The 16,908-nt window shown below is 72.1% G+C and carries 14 protein-coding genes; 9 read left to right on the forward strand and 5 right to left on the reverse strand.

Annotated features, from left to right (window positions below; translation table 11 throughout):
• Positions 1 to 21 precede the first annotated feature (21 nt).
• From ACFMQL_RS24680 to ACFMQL_RS24695, 4 genes are all read left to right on the forward strand, one after another.
• On the forward strand, positions 22 to 741 hold the full coding sequence (locus ACFMQL_RS24680) for a TetR/AcrR family transcriptional regulator (RefSeq protein ID WP_378787200.1): 720 nt from the start codon (positions 22 to 24) through the stop codon (positions 739 to 741).
• A 1-nt stretch (position 742) separates the two neighbouring features.
• Positions 743 to 3,304: a PEP/pyruvate-binding domain-containing protein gene (locus ACFMQL_RS24685; RefSeq protein WP_378787201.1), complete on the forward strand. Its 2,562-nt coding sequence runs from the start codon at positions 743 to 745 to the stop codon at positions 3,302 to 3,304.
• A 186-nt stretch (positions 3,305 to 3,490) separates the two neighbouring features.
• The gene (locus ACFMQL_RS24690) at positions 3,491 to 3,742 is read left to right on the forward strand and encodes a hypothetical protein (protein ID WP_378787203.1); all 252 of its coding nucleotides are present in this window, start codon (positions 3,491 to 3,493) and stop codon (positions 3,740 to 3,742) included.
• 386 nt (positions 3,743 to 4,128) lie between these two features.
• Positions 4,129 to 6,285 (forward strand): GTP-binding protein, encoded by a 2,157-nt coding sequence (locus tag ACFMQL_RS24695; RefSeq protein ID WP_378790205.1) that lies wholly within the window; start codon positions 4,129 to 4,131, stop codon positions 6,283 to 6,285.
• Positions 6,286 to 6,939: 654 nt separating this feature from the next.
• Here ACFMQL_RS24695 and ACFMQL_RS24700 read toward each other — a convergent pair.
• The gene (locus tag ACFMQL_RS24700) at positions 6,940 to 7,977 is read right to left on the reverse strand and encodes a hypothetical protein (RefSeq protein ID WP_378787205.1); all 1,038 of its coding nucleotides are present in this window, start codon (positions 7,975 to 7,977) and stop codon (positions 6,940 to 6,942) included.
• Between the two features lie 365 nt (positions 7,978 to 8,342).
• Between ACFMQL_RS24700 and ACFMQL_RS24705 the strand changes: the two genes are divergently transcribed.
• Positions 8,343 to 8,900 carry a hypothetical protein gene (locus ACFMQL_RS24705; RefSeq protein ID WP_378787207.1) on the forward strand — a complete coding sequence of 186 codons (558 nt, stop codon included), beginning with the start codon at positions 8,343 to 8,345 and terminating at the stop codon, positions 8,898 to 8,900.
• Here ACFMQL_RS24705 and ACFMQL_RS24710 read toward each other — a convergent pair.
• Positions 8,897 to 9,127, reverse strand: coding sequence for a hypothetical protein (locus ACFMQL_RS24710; RefSeq protein WP_378787209.1), 231 nt, complete (start codon positions 9,125 to 9,127; stop codon positions 8,897 to 8,899). The genes ACFMQL_RS24705 and ACFMQL_RS24710 overlap by 4 nt on opposite strands.
• 1 nt (position 9,128) lies before the next feature.
• Here ACFMQL_RS24710 and ACFMQL_RS24715 point away from each other — a divergent pair, with 1 nt between their 5' ends.
• The 4 genes from ACFMQL_RS24715 to ACFMQL_RS24730 all read left to right on the forward strand — a co-directional run bounded on the left by ACFMQL_RS24715 (position 9,129) and on the right by ACFMQL_RS24730 (position 13,342).
• Positions 9,129 to 9,344, forward strand: a complete 216-nt coding sequence (locus tag ACFMQL_RS24715) for a hypothetical protein (protein WP_378787211.1) — start codon at positions 9,129 to 9,131, stop codon at positions 9,342 to 9,344.
• Positions 9,313 to 10,158, forward strand: a complete 846-nt coding sequence (locus ACFMQL_RS24720) for a discoidin domain-containing protein (protein ID WP_378787212.1) — start codon at positions 9,313 to 9,315, stop codon at positions 10,156 to 10,158. Before ACFMQL_RS24715 ends, ACFMQL_RS24720 begins: the two co-directional genes overlap by 32 nt.
• Positions 10,159 to 10,577: 419 nt before the next feature.
• A complete protein-coding gene (locus ACFMQL_RS24725) occupies positions 10,578 to 11,063 on the forward strand; it encodes a hypothetical protein (protein WP_378787213.1) in 486 nt (161 codons plus the stop codon).
• A complete protein-coding gene (locus ACFMQL_RS24730; protein ID WP_378787214.1) occupies positions 11,009 to 13,342 on the forward strand; it encodes an ATP-binding protein in 2,334 nt (777 codons plus the stop codon). Before ACFMQL_RS24725 ends, ACFMQL_RS24730 begins: the two co-directional genes overlap by 55 nt.
• 693 nt (positions 13,343 to 14,035) lie before the next feature.
• Here the strand turns inward: ACFMQL_RS24730 and ACFMQL_RS24735 are convergent.
• From ACFMQL_RS24735 to ACFMQL_RS24745, 3 genes are all read right to left on the reverse strand, one after another.
• A complete protein-coding gene (locus tag ACFMQL_RS24735) occupies positions 14,036 to 14,758 on the reverse strand; it encodes an SDR family oxidoreductase (protein ID WP_364056643.1) in 723 nt (240 codons plus the stop codon).
• A 9-nt stretch (positions 14,759 to 14,767) separates the two neighbouring features.
• Positions 14,768 to 15,619, reverse strand: a complete 852-nt coding sequence (locus ACFMQL_RS24740) for an oxidoreductase (RefSeq protein WP_378787215.1) — start codon at positions 15,617 to 15,619, stop codon at positions 14,768 to 14,770.
• Between the two features lie 466 nt (positions 15,620 to 16,085).
• A complete protein-coding gene (locus ACFMQL_RS24745) occupies positions 16,086 to 16,904 on the reverse strand; it encodes a helix-turn-helix transcriptional regulator (protein WP_364056637.1) in 819 nt (272 codons plus the stop codon).
• Between the last annotated feature and the right edge of the window lie 4 nt (positions 16,905 to 16,908).

Here is a 16,908-nt window from a genome sequence, read left to right on the forward strand (position 1 = left end):
AACAAATGAGGTGAGTTCATCATGGGCAGGGCTGGACGGCCACCGCAGGATCCGGCGCGCCGGCTGGAACGGGCGCACCGGATCCTCGACGCGGCCACCGAGCTGATACTCAAGTGGGGGTACGACAAGACCACGATCGACGACGTCGCCCAGCGCGCCGGCGTCGCCAAAGGCACCATCTACCTGCACTGGAAGACCCGCGACGAGCTGTTCACCGCGCTGCTGCGGCGCGAGCGGGTTCACACGGTGGCCGAGCTGCGCGAGCGCGAGCCCGAGTGCGGGTTCACCACGCCGGGCGAGCTGTTCGGCCGCTTCGCGCTGACGCTGCTCGGCAGGCCGCTCATGCGGGCCATGCTGCGCGGTGACTCCGAGGTGCTCGGCAAGCTCGCCCGCCGCAAGCGCGAGAGCGGGCCGCAGCTCCCGCTCGGCGGGCCGCTCGACGCGTACGTCGAAGAGCTGGCCGCGATCGGCGCCGTCCACGGAGAGCCGCGCGACCAGGTGATCGTCATCTCCTCGATCGTCTACGGGTTCCTGTTCCTGCCGGACGTCAGGCCCGAGGACGCGAAACTGCCCGACGAGCGGATCGCCGAGCTGGTCGCCACCACCATCGACCGGGCGCTCGGCATCGGCGAACCGCTGCCGCCCGGCGGCGAGCAGGTCGTCGCGCTCGCCACCCGCCGCCTTCTCGACGGCATGGCCGAGGCCGCCCAGCGCAAGCTGGCCCTTTCCCTGGAGGCATGAGATGCGCGCCGTGCTCCCCCTCGACGACCCCGCCGCCGACCTCGCCACCGCCGGCGGCAAAGGCGCGTCGCTGGCCCGGCTGAGCAGGGCCGGGCTGCCCGTCCCCGGTGGGTTCTGCATCACCACCGACGCCTACCGCGCGTTCGTCGCGGGCTTCCGCGACGAGATCCTGCGCGCCGCCGCCGGCGACCCCGGCTCGATCCCGGCGCTGTTCGCCGCCCGCGAGGTGCCCGAGCGGCTCGCGGAACCGATCCTGCGCGCGTACGCGGAGCTCGGCGACGGTGTGCCCGTGGCCGTGCGCTCGTCCGCCACCGCCGAGGACCTGCCCGGCATGTCGTTCGCCGGCCAGCAGGACTCCTTCCTCAACGTCAAAGGCCCCGGCGCGCTGCTGGACGCGGTCAGGCGGTGCTGGGCCTCGCTGTGGAACCCCCGCGCCATCGCCTACCGCGACCGGCAGGGCGTGCCGCACGACGACGTGGCGCTGGCCGTCGTCGTCCAGAAGCTGGTGGACGCCGACGCGGCCGGCGTGCTGTTCACCGCCGACCCGGTCAGCGGCGACCGCGACGCGACCGTCATCAACGCCTCGTGGGGGCTCGGCGAGGCCGTCGTCGGCGGGCAGGTCACGCCCGACGTGATCACGGTGCGCGGCGGCCGGGTCGCCGAGTCGCGTACCGGAGACAAGAAGGTCATGACCGTGCGCACCGCCACCGGCACCGAGGAGCGCCCGGTCCCCGAGGAGCGGCGCGCCGCGCCCGTGCTTGACGACGCCGAAGCCGAGACGCTGGCCGGGCTCGGCGCCCGTATCCAGGCGCTGTACGGCGTCCCCATGGACATCGAGTGGGCCAGGCGCGACGGCGCGTTCGCCATCGTCCAGGCCCGCCCCATCACCGGGCTCCCCGCGCCGCTGGAGGAGTGGAACGACAGCCTCAAGGGCGGCCACCTGTGGACCGGCGGCAACCTGGGCGAGGCCATCCCCGACGTGATGACCCCCATCACCTGGTCGTACGTGCGGCTGTTCATCGCCGAGGCCATGTCGGCGAGCACCCTGCCCGGCTTCGACCTCGTCGGCAACATCGGCGGCCGGTTCTACATGAACCTCAGCGTCGTCCACTCCGTCGCCACCGCCATCGGCGTGCGGCGGCTGCTCGGCGCGATCGAGCAGATCTTCGGCAAGCTGCCGCCCGGCCTGGACGTGCCGCTGGTCGGCCTGTCACGGTGGGAGATCATCAGGCGGGTGCTGCCCGTGGCCGTCGGCATCCGGCGGCGCGTCCGCCGCAACATCAAGACCATGCACGCGTTCCTCGCCGCCTCGCCCGCCCGGTGCGAGGAGCTGCGCGAGCGCGTCGCCGCCACCGCCACCCCCGTCGAGCTGGCCGACCTGTGGGAACGCGAGATCAGGCCGCACGCGGTCACCTCCTTCCAGATGCTGGAGGCCGCAGGACGTCAGGGCAACGCCACCCTCGTCATGACCCGCCACCGGCTGCGCGACCTGGTCGGCGACATCGACGCCGAAGCCATGCTGACCGGCGTCAACGCCGACGGCGGGCTGGCCAGCATGGGCCTGCTCACCGGCCTGTCCAAGCTGGCCGCCGGCGAGATCGGCAGGGACGAGTTCGCCCGCACGTACGGGCATCGCGGCCCGCACGAGTTCGAGGTGTCCTTCCCGCGGCCCGGCGAGGACGCGCAGTGGATCGACGCCCAGCTCGCCGGCCTGCGCGACCTGCGGAAAGACACCGAGGCGCTGCTGGAACGCCAGCGCGCCGCCAGGGAGGAGGCGTGGGCCCGCTTCGCCCGCAGCCACCCGCGCAAGGCCGCCCCGATGCGGGCGCGGGTGCGGCGGTGGAGCGCCGTCGTGCGCGACCGGGAATCCGCACGCTCCGAATCGGTCCGCACGTTCTGGGTGCTGCGCGCCTTCACCGTACGGGCGGGCGAGCTGTCCGGGGCCGGCGACGACGTCTTCTACCTCTACCTGGACGAGCTGCTCGATCTCCTGCGCGGCGACCGGTCCGTCCTGGAGAAGGTGCCGTCGCGGCGGGCCACGTACGAGCGGTATGCGGCCCTGCCGCCGTACCCGGCGCTGATCGTCGGGCCGTTCGACCCCGTACGCTGGGCCGCCGACCCCGCCCGCCGCGCCGACCTGTACGACGCCCGCGCCACCGCGCCTTCCGCGCCTTCCGTGCCTTCTGTGCCTTCTGTGCCTTCTGTGCCTTCTGTACCTTCCGTGCCTTCCGTGGCCGAGCGCGATGCCATCACCGGCTTCCCCGGCGCGCCCGGCGTGGTCGAGGGCGTCGCCCGCGTGATCGCCGGGCCCGAGGACGGCGACCGGCTCCAGCCCGGCGAGATACTCGTCACCACGCTCACCAACGTCGGCTGGACCCCGATGTTCCCCCGCGCCGCCGCCGTCGTCACCGACATGGGGGCGCCGCTGTCGCACGCCTCCATCGTGGCCCGCGAACTCGGCATCCCCGCCGTCGTCGGCACCGGCAACGCGACCATGCGGGTGCGCGACGGCGACCGAATCAGGGTTGACGGCGAACGCGGCACCGTCGAGGTGCTCCGGTAGCGCATCCGGCAGGGAAAGCCGCGTCGAACCGGTTGTCTCGGCCGCCGGCGTGTGATCCCGTGAATGGCGTGATCGAAGAGTCGAACTTCGAGGACGAACGGGAGCCGGAGGAGTACTGCGCGCTGTTCCAGATGGCCATGTTCGCACTGGGGCCGCGCCTGCGCCGGACCGCCTTGGACCGACCTGGTGTGCCTGCTGCTGGAGTCCGACCTGGGCGAGCCCGACCCCGAGGAGGTCTTCACCAAACAACCCCTGGGCAGGGACGCGCCGCCTGAGCAGGTGGACGCGCTGCTGGTGGCGCTGGCTGGCTACTGGACGCGCACGGCGGCGCAACCCGGTCCCGCACACGCGCCGCACCTCCAGGACCGCCGCGAGCAGTCACGGCGCGCCACGCTGAACTGGCTCCGCACCCGCTGGGGCTGGGTAACCGAGGGTTAGCCGGGCTGAGGGACTGAGGGTTAGCACGGTTGAGGGCTGAGGGTTGGCCGGGTTGAGGGACTGAGGGCCTGTCGGGTCGAGGGACTGAGGGTCAGCCGGGCCGAGGGTCGGGGGAGTGAGGGTCAGCCGGGCTGAGGGCCGAAGGACTGGGGGCCTGTCGGGCCGCGGGGGCCGCGGGGGCTGCGGGGCTGCGGAGCCGCGGAGCCGCGGGGCCGAAAACTTCATGCGCGCAGGCGCCCAGACCGGAAATTCGATTGCCGCCTGTCGTGCTCGTTTGGTGTGCTGGATCGCGATCCGGCCGACCCGAGGAGCGGAAATGCGCACAACTGTCATGTCTTCCCAGCAAGAAGGAGTCGTCTCACCGAAGGACATGACGTTCGTTGCGTGTGCTCAACTTGGGGATTCTGGCGCATGTAGACGCCGGTAAGACCAGCCTGACCGAGCGGCTGCTGTACGCCGCCGGAGCCATCGACGAGGCCGGCAGCGTCGATGGCGGCACCACCAGGACCGACGTCCTGGCACTTGAACGCCGGCGCGGCATCACCATCAAGTCGGCCGTCGTCTCGTTCGCTGTCGGCGGCACCACCGTCAACCTGATCGACACCCCGGGACACCCAGACTTCATCGCCGAGGTGGAGCGGGTGCTCAACGTGCTCGACGGCGCCATTCTGGTCGTCTCGGCCGTGGAGGGGGTGCAGGCGCAGACGCGCGTGCTCATGCGTACGCTGCGCCGCCTCGGCATCCCCACGCTCGTCTTCGTCAACAAGATCGACCGTCGTGGCGCCCGCGCCGATGACGTGCTCGCCGAGCTGGCCGCCAAGATCTCGCCGGCCGTGGTCCCCATGGGCACGACCGCGAACCTCGGCACTCCCGAGGCCGGGTTCACCCCGTACGACGGCGAGCCCGCCTTCACCGACCGGCTACTGGACGTCCTGACCCGGCGGGACGACGCGTTGCTGGCCGCGTACGTGACCGATGAGGGCTCGATCACCCCCGACCGGCTCCGCGCTGAGCTGCGGGCGCAGACCGCGCAGGCCGCGGTGCACCCGGTGTTCTTCGGCTCGGCGATCATCGGGGCCGGGGTGGAGGCGCTGATGGCGGGCATCGACGAGCTGCTGCCCGCCGCGCCCGGCGACCCGGAAGGGCCGCCGTCGGGGACCGTCTTCAAGGTCGAGCGGGGCCCGGCGGGGGAGAAGGTCGCGTACGTACGGATGTTCGGCGGCACGCTGCGCGTCCGCGACCGGCTGCGCTTCGGAGATCGGGCGGGCAGGGTCACCGCGATCAGCGTCTTCGACTCCGGCACGGACCAGCGGCGGCAGGAGGTGCCCGCGGGCCGCATCGCCCGCGTCTGGGGCCTGACGGACGTCCGCATCTGCGACCCCGTCCACCTCGCCGGCCACCCTGGCCCGGGCCTCAACGGTCACGCTGAGTCCTGTCGCGCCGTCCCGCCCGGCCACGCCGGCTCGCGGTTCAACGGTCATTCCGGCGCCCACCGCGCCGACCCCCTGGGCCACCCTGGCCCGGGCCTCAACGGTCACGCCGAGTCCCGCCGTGCCATCCCGCCCGGCCCCCCAGGCCCCGCCCCTGGAAGGGACGGCGGGGGCGGTGGGTACTTCGCGCCCCCGACGCTGGAGACCGTGGTGGTGCCCCGGCGGCCGCAGGACCGGGCCGCGCTGCACCTCGCGCTCGCGCAGCTCGCCGAGCAGGACCCGCTGATCGCGGTGCGCCAGGACGACGTACGCCAGGAGGTGTCGGTCTCGCTCTACGGCGAGGTGCAGAAGGAGGTCATCCAGGACACGCTGGCCGAGGAGTACGGCCTGGAGGTGACGTTCCGCGAGACGACCACGATCTGCGTCGAGCGCCCGTCGGGCACCGGGGCGGCGTACGAGCTGATCGGCAAGGAGCCGAACCCGTTCCTCGCGACGGTCGGCCTGCGGGTCGAGCCCGGCCCGCCCGGCAGCGGAGTGAAGTTCCGGCTGGAGGTGGAGCTGGGATCGCTGCCGTACGCGTTCATGCGAACGGTCGAGGAGACCGTGCGCGAGACGCTCAAGCAGGGCCTGCACGGCTGGGAGGTGCTGGACTGCGTGGTCACGCTGACCCACTCGGGCTACTGGGCCAGGCAGAGCCACTCCGGCGGCGTCTTCGACAAGAGCATGTCGAGCACCGCCGGCGACTTCCGCAACCTGGTGCCGCTGGTGCTGATGGCGGCGCTGCGCCAGGCCGGGACCACCGTGTACGAGCCGATGCACAGCTTCCGCCTCGACCTGCCGCCCGACCTGCTCAGCTCGGTGCTGCCGGTGCTGACCAGGCTGGGCGCGGTGCCGCGCACCCGGCATGCGGCGCTGGTGGAAGGCGAGATCCCGGCGGCCAGGGTGCACGAGCTGGAGCGGCGGTTGCCGGGGCTGACGCGGGGTGAGGGCGTGCTGGAGTCCGCCTTCTCCCACTACGAGCCGGTACGCGGCCCGATCCCCGAACGCCCACGTACCGACCACAACCCGCTCGACAGGAAAGAGTACCTGCTGCATGTCGTGCGGCGGGTGTAGCCCGCGCGGGGGTAGGCCGAACGCGGGCGCGGCTTCGCGTGCGGGCCGGCCGACCCGTCCGTGCCGGTCACCCATGCGGGCCAGTTCCACTCATGAGGAGCCGAGCACCCGTGCGAGCCAGCCCCGTCTGTGCGTGTCGGCCACCTGTGAGGGCCAGGTCCTTTCGTGCGGGCCGGTCACGTGTGCGGGCCAGCCCCACCCGTGCGTGCCGGCCCCGGGCGTGCGTGTCGGCCACCTGTGAGGGCCAGGTCCATCCGTGCGTGCCGGCCACCTCTGCGGGCCAGTCACCCGTGTGGGCCAGCCCCATGCGTGCGGGCCGGTCCCATCCGTGCGGGCTGGCCACCTGTGTGGGCCGGTCCCATCCGTGCGGGCCGGGCACCCGTGCGAGCCGGGCCTGCCCATGCGCGGGCCGGCCACCCGTAGGCGCCGGGCTCCGGCGCGTGCCCGGACGCGCGTAGGGGGCGGACACCGGTGCGGACCTGGCGCGGGCCGTGCAACCGGTGCGGACCGGGGGCGGGCCGGATGCCGGGGCAGGCCGGACGCCGGTGTGGACCGGGGCGGGCCGGGCGCTGGTGTGGATCGAGGGTGGGCCGGATGCCGGGGCGGCCCAGGCGCCGGTGTGGACCGGAAGGTGGGTCGGGCGACCGCTGTGGGTCAGACGGGGCGTTCGTCGTGGTCGGTGGCGAGGACGGCGGCGGCGAGGTAGCCGTCGCCGTCCTCGACGACGTAGGCCAGCATGTCGTCCCTGAAGATCGGGTCGTTGCCGTTGAAGGTGTCCCTGGGCCGCTTGTGCCCCGCGCGGTACGGGGGTGTGGCGAGCACCTTCCTGTTCAGCTTCTCGTCGAACATGATCTCGGTGCACAGCGCCCGATGGTCTCCGACGACGACCATCACGTGAACGTGCACGGTACGCCCCGGGTACCAGCCCGGCCAGATGGTGGTGAAGCGGACGATGCCGTCGCGGTCGGTGAGCTGCACGCCGCGCAGGTAGCGCCGCCCGTCGGACGGGGTGATGTCGGTGAACACGGTGCCGGGCCTGACCCGCACCTTGTCCCCGCCGGTCAGCACCAGGCGCGACTGCCGCTCGGCGCCGGAGTAGAGGCCGGAGGCGTCGCAGTGCCAGACCTCGACGGCCGCGCCGGGCAGCGGCCGGCAGGTGGCGCCGTCCTGCACCTTGAGCGCCAGCCGCAGCCGCACGCCCTGCCGGTCCTCGCGCAGGTCGCTGCGTACGGAGCCGGTCTCGAAGTAGTAGGGGCCCTGCTTGGTGCCGGGCGTCAGCTTGCACATCTGTGCCTTGGACAGCAGCGCCTGGGCCTTGGCGTGCGTATCGGGATCGAAGGCGCTGCCTGCGGACCCGGCGGCGGGCCCCACAGCGGACGTCGCGCCGGAGGCCGCTCCACTGCCGGTCCCGGTCGCGGAGCCGGCGCCCGATCCGGTGCCGGTCGCGGAGCCGGCGCCCGATCCGGTGCCGGTCGCGGAGCCGGCGCCCGATCCGGTGCCGGTCCGGGCAGCCGGTCCGTCGCCGGACCGCGCCGTCGTGCTACCCGTGACCGTTCCCGCCGCCGAGCTGTCGGCGACCGTGCCCGCCGCGCGGGGGTCGCCCGCGGTCAGGAGGCCGCCGAGGCCGAGCGAGCCGATGCCGGTGATGAGCCGTCGCCGGCTGACCTGGCGGTCCTGGTGATCGTGTCCCATGAGACGTCCCTCAAGGTCAGGAGCTACTGTTCGGAATTTCTCACGAGAAGTGCGACCTTCCCGGCAACGCCGCGCACCCCGTTCCACCCCTTTTGACCTGCGCAAACGCACCGAAGACCATTGCCAAGCGCGAAGGGATCCCAGCCGACACACCGAAAGCCTTTTCGGTGATACGAAAATGTGAACAAGCATGAGCCGCCAGATCGGCGCCCATGGTCACCGAATCGAGCATGTCAGAGCACATGCAGGACGTTGCAACGGCTCATTGACGGCCTTGACCGGCCCGATCTATCTTCCCGAAAACCTTTTAGGGAGTCTCGAATCCATGATGTTAGCGCTCACATAAACCAGCTAGGGGCCACCACATGAGACGACGATGGGCGGCGGCCGTCGCCGCGGCACTCCTGCTCCTCCTCGGCACTCCGCGGCCCGCACTCGCGGGCCCGCCGATCACCACCGCCGACGCCGTGTCGTTCCACTGGAAGCCCGGCAGGATGGACCGCGCCGAGTCCGCCTACCAGTACAGCGGTGCGCTCGCCGCCGCGCAGGCGTACGAGGCGGCCGGCAACACCGCCAAGGCGAACGAGATGCGCACGCTCGCCACCAGGATCCAGAACGCCATACTCAACGTTCTCTGGAACCCCAACCGGCAGCTCTTCGAGCACCGCCTGAAGTCCACCAACGAGTGGGTGCCGTGGAAGGAGATCAACAACTACTACCCGTTCGCGGTCGGCGCGATCCCGAACACCGCGACGTACAAGCAGGCGCTGCGCCTGTTCGACGACCCGGCGCAGTACCCGATCTTCCCCTTCTACACCGCCAACCAGGCCGACAAGGCGGCCTCCGGCACCGGCAGCAACAACTTCTCCACCATCAACTCCACCGTGCAGTTCCGCCTGCTGTCGTCGGTGCTGCGCAACTAACCCAACGAGTGGATCGACGCCACCTGGTACAAGAAGCTGCTCTCCTGGAACGCCTGGGCGCAGTACATCGGCGGCAACACCCAGTGGCCCGACGCCAACGAGTTCTGGGCCGACTGGAACGGCTCCTCCATCACGTACCGCTCCTGGATCCACCACAACATCCTCGGCAGCAGCAACTGGACGATCATCGAGGACGTCGCCGGGCTGCGGCCGCGCAACGACGCCAAGGTGGAGCTGTCGCCGATCCACATCGGCTGGACCCACTTCACGGTCAACAACCTGCGCTACCGCAACGCCGACCTCACCATCGTCTGGGACGACCCGGCCGACGGCGTGGTCCGCTACCCGGGCGTGCCCGAGGGCTACTCCATCTACGGTCAACGGCACCCGCGCCGCCACGGTCTCGGACCTGGTGCCGTTCACGTGGGACCGGGCCACCGGTGACGTGACCACCGCGGTCGACGGCTTCCCCATCAACGAGCCGTTCTGGGGCGGCACCGCCACCGCCGGCCAGGACTGGTACGAGCTGAACTTCGGCTCCGCCCGCACCTTCGACGAGGTACGGCTGTACTTCAAGGACAGCCGCCAGGCCAGCGGCACCTACCGGGCGCCGGCCTCGTACGACGTCCAGTACCACGACGGCAGCACCTGGGTCAGCGCCTCCTCCCAGGTCAAGAACCCGGCGACGCCGCGCGGCAACTACAACGTGGTGCGGTTCAACGCCGTGAACGCTCAGCGGATGCGGGTGGTGTTCAACGCCGTCTCCGGGGCGCGTACCGGGCTCACCGAGATCAAGGTGCACAACCGCGGCGGCGGCACCCCGCAGCCGTCCAACCTCGCGCAGTCGGCCGTGGCCACCGCGTCGTACACCTCGCCGTGGGAGAGCGTGGCCGCCGTCAACGACGGCATCGACCCGCCCTCCTCCAACGACACCGTGAACCCGCGCTGGGGCCGCTGGCCGGAGACCGGGCAGCAGTGGGTCGAGCTCACCTGGCCGTCCGCCCGCACCCTGAACCGGGCCGAGGTGTACTTCTTCGACGACGACCAGGGCATCGACATGCCGGCGTCGTGGAAGCTGCAGTACTGGAACGGCAGCGCGTACGCGGACGTGCCGGGCGCGTCGGCGTACACGCTGGCCAAGGACGCCGACAACACCGTCACCTTCACCGCCGTGAACACCACCCGCCTGCGGGTGCTGCTCACCGGCAACGGGACCAGTTCCGTGGGCCTCTTGGAGGTCAAGGCCTACGGGACTTGAGAAAGCGGGGGCGCGCCCAGGCCCGCGGGCGCGCCCCCGCCCCTCACCCCGGGCGGACGCCGGTTCCCAACGCCCGCCCCTCACCTGGGGCGGATGCCGGTTCCCCACGCTCGCCCCTCACTTGGGGAGGGCACCGGTTCCCCACGCTCGCCCCTCACTTGGGGAGGGCGCCGGTTCCCAACGCCCGCCCCTCACCCATCGCGCACGCCCGTGGGCGAGCCCTCCGCCGCGCGTTTTCTCCGTCCTCCACGGCCGGATCGGCAGGTTCCCCTGCCGATCCCCTGCCGGAAGGGGAACGCTCTTGACGCCACCCGCAGCCCGGGCGGACCATCTCCAGCAGCGGAGTAGTTGCTCCCTTACCTGTGGTGACCGAGCAGGCCGTCGTGGGGCAAGCTGCTGTCACACTCCCGGCCGGATGGGTGGCGATCGCGATGGCAGGCAAGTGGCAGGCGGGCAACCTTCCACCCGAGCTGACCAGCCTGGTCGGCCGCCGCGCCGAGCTGGACGTGGTGCGTACCGCCGTGCGTCACTCCCGCCTGGTGACGCTCACGGGCATCGGCGGCGTCGGCAAGTCACGCGTGGCTCTGCGTGCGGCGGCCGAGCTGCGGTCCGAGTTCGGCGGGGGAGCCTGGCTGGTGGGTTTATCCGCGTTGAACGACGGAGGTCTCGTTCCGCACGCGATCGCCGGAGCGCTCCGGCTGGCCGACCAGACCGCCCGGCCCATGACGGAGGTGCTGGCCGAGCACCTGTCCGGACGCGAGCTGCTGATCGTCCTCGACTCCTGCGAACACCTCGCCGGCCCTGCGGCGAGGTCGTCGCCGCGCTGCTCACCGCCGTACCGGGGCTGCGCGTGCTCGCCACCAGCCGCCGCCCGCTCGAAGTGGCGGGCGAGACGCTGGTCGTGATCGAGCCGCTGCCGGTCCCGCCCGCCGGCACCACGGCGCTCGTGGGCGACGCCGTGACGCTGCTCGCCGAGCGCGCCGCCGACGTCGTGCCCGGCTTCGACCTGGGAAGCGAGAACCCCGAGGCCGTCGTACGCCTGTGCCGGCGGCTCGAAGGCATCCCGCTGGCGATCGAGCTGGCCGCCGCCCGGCTGCGCGACCTGCCCGTCAGCTACCTCGCCGACCGGCTCGACGACCGGTTCGCCGCCCTCGACGCCGACCCCGGCAGCCCGCACGACCCGCCCTGGCACCGCGCCCTGCGCACGGCGGTCGGGTGGAGCCACGAGCTGTGCGAGCCTGCCGAGCGGCTGCTGTGGGCGCGGCTGTCGGTGTTCGCCGGCGACTTCGACACCGAGGCCGCCCGCCGGGTGTGCGCCGACGAGCGGCTCCCGGAGTCCGAGATCGGGCTGCTGCTCGACGCCCTGGCCGAGGATTCGGTGCTGACGTGGCTGCCGACCGGCGCGGGTGAGCGTTACCGCATGCTCGACACGCTGCGCGAGTACGGCGCCCGCCTGCTGCGCGACCTCGGCGAGGAGGAACGTTTCAAGCAGCGCCACCGCGAGCACTACCTGTCGCTGGCCATCAAGGGCGCCGCCGGCTGGCTGGGGCCCGGCCAGCTTTCCTGGTACGACCGCATGGTCGGCGAACACGACAACCTGCGGGCGGCGCTTGAAGTGGCGCTGGCCGCCGAGGACGCCACGCCCGCACTCGAGCTGGCCGGCGTGCTGGCCTTCTTCTGGTACGGCTGCGGCCACGCCAAGGAGGGCCGCCACTACCTCCAGCAGGCGCTCGCCCTCGCCCGGCGCCCGGAACCCGCCCTCGTACAGACGCTGTGGGCCGATGGCCTGCTGGCCGCCTCCCAGGGCGACGCCCACGGCGCCGAAACCCGCGCCACCCAGATCGCCACCGTCGCCCACGACCTGCGCACGACTTCCGGCGATCCCCAGTCGACTCCTGGCCATCCGCCTGCGGTTCCTGGTCAGGTGGCCGCGGCTTCTGGCCATTCGTCTGTGGTTCCTGGTCAGGTGGCCGCGGCTTCTGGCCATTCGTCTGTGGTGCCTGGTCAGGTGTCCGCGGCTTCTGGCCATTCGTCTGTGGTTCCCGGTCAGGCGTCCGCGGCTTCTCGCCATTCGCCTGCGCCTCCCGGCCAGCCGTCCGCGACTACTGGTCACCCGCCTGCGGCTTCTAGTGACTCGGCGTCGATTCCCGGAGGTCCGTCCTCGACCTACGGTGGCCTGCCCCCGACTTCTGGTGGCCCGCCCGGAACCTCCGGCGATGCGGCCGCGACTTCTGGCGGCCTATCCGCGACCCCCGGGGATTGGGCTGTGAACTTCGGTGGTCCAGGTGCGCTTTCCGGCGGTTCGGCTGCCACCTCTGGCGGCCACGCGCGCGCAGCTTTCGAAGGTCCGGCTGCGACCTCCGGCGATGGCGCCGGCATCTACGGCGACGCCGGTGCTCCTGGGGCCTCTACCGCGAGCTACAGCCATGCGGGCACTCGCGGCTACCCCGTCACGGGCGGTGACCTCGCGGGCATCTACGGGCGTGCTGCCCTGGTCCCGGGCGGGTTCGGCGCGTACGCCGCCACCTGCGTCAGGGCGCTCAGGTCGGCCGCCGGGGTGATCCGCGGCGACCTGGCGCGAGTCCTGGCCGAGTCAGAGCCCGCGTACCGCGACCGGTGGAACGACGAGCCGCCCACCATCGCCGGCCTGCTCGCACTGCTGTGCCGGGCGCATGCGCTGACCGTGGCCGGGCGGCTCGACGAGGCCATCGCCGTACTCGAGGACCTGCGGACGCTGTGCGACGGGCGCGGCGAGCAGCTCATGCGTTCCCACGGCGATTTCCTGCGCGGACAGGCCGAGCTGAGCAGCGGACGGCTGGCCGCCGCCGTTCGCTACGGGCAGGCGGCTTTACGGACCAAGCGGCGGCTGCACGACAGCTTCGGCATCGGGCTGACCGTCGATCTGCTGGCGCTGGCGGCCGGCGCGGCGGGGCAGGCCGGGCGCGCGGCCCGGCTGCTCGGGCTGGCCCAGCGAGTGTGGAGCAACCACGGCCAGGCGCAGGCCAGCGTTCCCGAGTGGGTGGCGGCCAGGCGAGCGTGCGAGACGCACGCCAGGGCCGCCCTCGGCGACAGCGCGTATGCGGCGGCCTACCGCACCGGCTTCGACAGCGACGTCGACGCGGGCATCGCGTACGCGCTCGAACCGGAAGGCGAGGGCCTCCCGCACAGCGGCCCCCACCTCTGACCGGCTCCAGGAACCTGGCAACGCCCACCCGCCGGCCGAGCCGCCCTTCCAGGCGAACCCCTCGAGGCCGTGGCACACCTCCTGAGCCCCTGCCCGGAGGTGGGCTTGGCACAGGGTGTGTTGAAGGCGGGGCCGCCCAGTGCCAGGCGCGAGCCGAGCGGGACCTGCCGATGGGCGCGCGTCGCTTGGTGTCGGGTGTGGGCGGTGTGGGGCCTGCTGGGTGGCGCGCGCCGCCTGGTGTCGGGTGCGGGCGGCGGGATCTGCCGGATGGGCGCGCGTCGCCTGGCGTCAGGTGCGGGCGGCGCGGGAGCTGCCGGGAGGACGCGCGCCGCCCAGTGCCAGGCGCGGGCGGCGTGCGCGGAGCTGGAACGACAGTGCGCGGCTGTGAAACAGCGCGCGGCGATGGGGCGAAGGGACGCCCTTGCGCACACCGGCCGCGACCGGTGGGACCTGCCGGAAGGACGCCCGCCCGAGGGCGGGTGCCGGTGGTACGAGATCGCTCCGGTGCGAGGCCGCCCGAAGCCGGGTGAGTGGCGCAGGGGCGATCTGGCGTTGGGCACGCCCGGTGGCGGAGGTCGGGGCGGGTGGGTTCGGCTTGAGCCTCGGCCAGTGCCACGTGCGCGCGGTGTGAAGCCCGCCGGATGCGTGACTCCCACGGAGGCGGGCGGCGTATGAGGGGTGGGTAAGGAGGTCTCAGCGTTGCCGGGTCGGCCGGATGATGATCTCGTTGACGTCCACGTCGGGCGGCTGGCCGATGGCGTACGCGATGGCGCCGCCGATGGCGTCCGGCGAGATGCTGTTCGCCCGATAGGTGCGCATCATCTCCCGGGCGCCCGGGTCGGTGATGGAGTCGGCCAGCTCCGACTCCACGACGCCGGGCGAGATCGTGGTGACCCTGATCGACGGGTCCATCTCCTGGCGCAGGCCCTCGGTGATGGCCCAGGCGGCGTACTTGGTGCCGCTGTAGACGGCGCTCGTCGGCACCACCTGGTGCGCGCCGATCGAGGCGACGGTGACGAAGTGCCCCGAGCCCTGCCGCTTGAAGTGGGGCAGCGCGGCGGCGATCCCGTACAGCAGGCCGCGAACGTTCACGTCGATCATCCGCTCCCACTCGTCCACCAGCAGCGCGTCCAGCCGGGACAGCGGCATCACGCCCGCGTTGTTGACGAGCACGTCGATGCGGCCGTACCGCTCGAAGACCTCGTCGGCGAAGGCGGCGACGTCCTGGCGGTCGGACACGTCCAGCCGCCGGACGTCGGCGGTGCCGCCGTCCGCCTCGATGGCCTTCGCGATCTCCGCGAGCCGGTCTTCGCGGCGTGCGCCGAGCACCACGATGTGGCCGTCGGCGGCCAGGCGGCGTGCGGTGGCCTCGCCGATGCCGCTGCTCGCGCCGGTGATGAGAACGATCTTGCTCACTGTCTCCTCCTAGGAGGCCGGGTAGTCGGCGCTGAGCGTCAGCTCGCGCCAGGTGTCGAAACCGGCCCGCAACGTGGTGAGCCGGTCGGTGGCGATGTCGTAGTCGGCCTTGCCGAGCAGCAGCCGCAGCGGCGGTTCCGGCGACGCGACCGCCGTGATGATCGCCGCGGCGGCGCGGTCGGGGTCGCCGGGCTGCTTGCCGTAGGTGGCCAGCGTGGACGCGCGCCGGGCACCGGCCGTCTCGTCGTAGTCGTCGATGCGGATCTTGGACTGCCGCATCGACGGCCCGGACCAGTTCGTACGGAACGCGCCCGGCTCCACGATCGTGACCTTGATGCCGAGCGGCCCTACCTCGGCCGCGAGCGACTCCGACAGCCCCTCCACGGCGAACTTCGTGGCGTGGTAGTAGCCGGTCGCGCCGAACGCGGCCAGGCCGCCCAGCGACGAGATGTTCACGATGTGGCCGGTACGGCGGGCGCGCATGCCGGGCAGCACGGCCTTGGTGACGTCGACCAGGCCGTGCACGTTCGTCTCGAACAGCGCTCTGACCTCGTCGTCCTCGCCTTCCTCCAGGGCGGCGAGATAGCCGTACCCGGCGTTGTTGACCAGCACGTCGATACGCCCGAACGCCGACTCCGCCGCAGCCACCGCCCGCGCGACCTGATACCGGTCGGTGACGTCGAGAGGCAGGGCGATGGCGCGGCCGGCGTGCGCCTCCACCAGGTCGGCGACCTGCTCGGGCGAGCGGGCGGTGACGGCGGCTCGATGACCTCGGTCGAGGGCGGCGGCGGCCAGCGCCCGCCCCAGGCCGGACGAGCATCCGGTGATGAACCAGACAGGGGTTCCGTCTTGCTTGCTCATGTGATGCGAAGCTCCAATGCGGTTGTTGTCGTGGCGCGTTCGTTGTCGTTGTGAGTCGTTGTGAGTTGTTGTGGGTCGTTGTGTGGTCGTTGTGGCGAACCCGTCGCCGTGGCGGTGCATCCGGTTCGTACGTCGCAGCGGCAGACGAACCGACGTGCCGTCGGGTACGCGGGCATGCCGGGATGGCGACGCGGCGGTCATGCCGCGGTCGCGCAAATAGCGGTGCGGGTGATGACGGTGTGGGTGGCTATGTGGATCCGGCGCCGGTCAGGCACGCATGTGACGGCGGCTAGCGCCCGGTCCAGGCTCAGGCGGCGCCGGTCAGGGCGTCTGGCCGAGCCCGGTCAGGGCATCTGGCCGAGCGGTGCCGGTCATCGGGCCGGGAAACAGGCGGGTCACGGGCCGGGAATCAGGCGGGTCATCGGGCCGGGAATCAGGCGGGTCACAAGGCAGGGAAACAGGCGGGTCAGGCGGTGAGGCTGCCGAGCAGCGACAGGCGCTCCTCCGACGGGCTGCCGGGCTCGGCCTGGTAGACGACGAGTTGCCGGCCGGGTGCGCTGTTCACGGTCAGCGACTCGTAGTGCAGGATCAGCTCGCCCACCAGCGGGTGGTGGATTCGCTTGGTCTCGTGGGTCTTCTGGCGGACGTCGTGGCGGGCCCACAGCTCGCGGAACTCGGCGCTCTTCAGCGACAGCTCGCCCACCAGCTCGATCAGGTCGGGGTCGTCGTAGTCGGTGCCGATGTTCGCGCGCAGCGCACCCACGGTGTTGAGCGCGGCTCGCTCCCAGTCGGGATAGAACGTCCGCGCGTCCGGGTCGAGGAAGACCAGCCGTACCAGGTCGTCGCTGTAGGTGTGGCCGGCGAACAGGGCCTTGCCCAGGGTGTTGGCGGCCAGTACGGTCAGGCGCCGCCCCAGCACCACGGCCGGGGTCTGCGGCCAGGCGGCCATCATGCGCAGCAGGGCGTCGCCGACGCGTTCAGGACCGCGGGCGGTGCGGCGGTTGTCCACGGCCGGGTGGGCCAGGCGGTGCAGGTGGGCCGCGGCGTCGTCGTCCAGCTCCAGCGCCCTGGCGAGCGCGTCGACCACCTGGTCCGACGGGTGCCGTTCGCGGCCTTGTTCAAGCCTGATGTAGTAGTCGGTGCTGACTCCGGCGAGCTGCGCCACCTCCTCCCGGCGCAGCCCCGACACGCGGCGGCGCGCGCCGACCGGCATGCCGATGTCCTCCGGTTGGAGTAGCTCGCGGCGCGCTCGCAGGAACTGCCCGAGCAGGTTCTCCGTCTCCATGCCT

This window comes from Nonomuraea fastidiosa (assembly GCF_042751225.1).
Taxonomy (GTDB): domain Bacteria; phylum Actinomycetota; class Actinomycetes; order Streptosporangiales; family Streptosporangiaceae; genus Nonomuraea; species Nonomuraea fastidiosa.

Excerpts from the sequence above, each read along its gene's own strand:
- ACFMQL_RS24745 (WP_364056637.1), bottom strand. The coding sequence starts at position 16,904 with ATGGAGACGGAGAACCTGCTCGGGCAGTTCCTGCGAGCGCGCCGCGAG.
- ACFMQL_RS24700 (WP_378787205.1), bottom strand. The coding sequence starts at position 7,977 with ATGGGACACGATCACCAGGACCGCCAGGTCAGCCGGCGACGGCTCATC.
- ACFMQL_RS24705 (WP_378787207.1), top strand. The coding sequence starts at position 8,343 with ATGAGACGACGATGGGCGGCGGCCGTCGCCGCGGCACTCCTGCTCCTC.
- ACFMQL_RS24680 (WP_378787200.1), top strand. The coding sequence starts at position 22 with ATGGGCAGGGCTGGACGGCCACCGCAGGATCCGGCGCGCCGGCTGGAA.
- ACFMQL_RS24685 (WP_378787201.1), top strand. The coding sequence starts at position 743 with ATGCGCGCCGTGCTCCCCCTCGACGACCCCGCCGCCGACCTCGCCACC.
- ACFMQL_RS24740 (WP_378787215.1), bottom strand. The coding sequence starts at position 15,619 with ATGAGCAAGCAAGACGGAACCCCTGTCTGGTTCATCACCGGATGCTCG.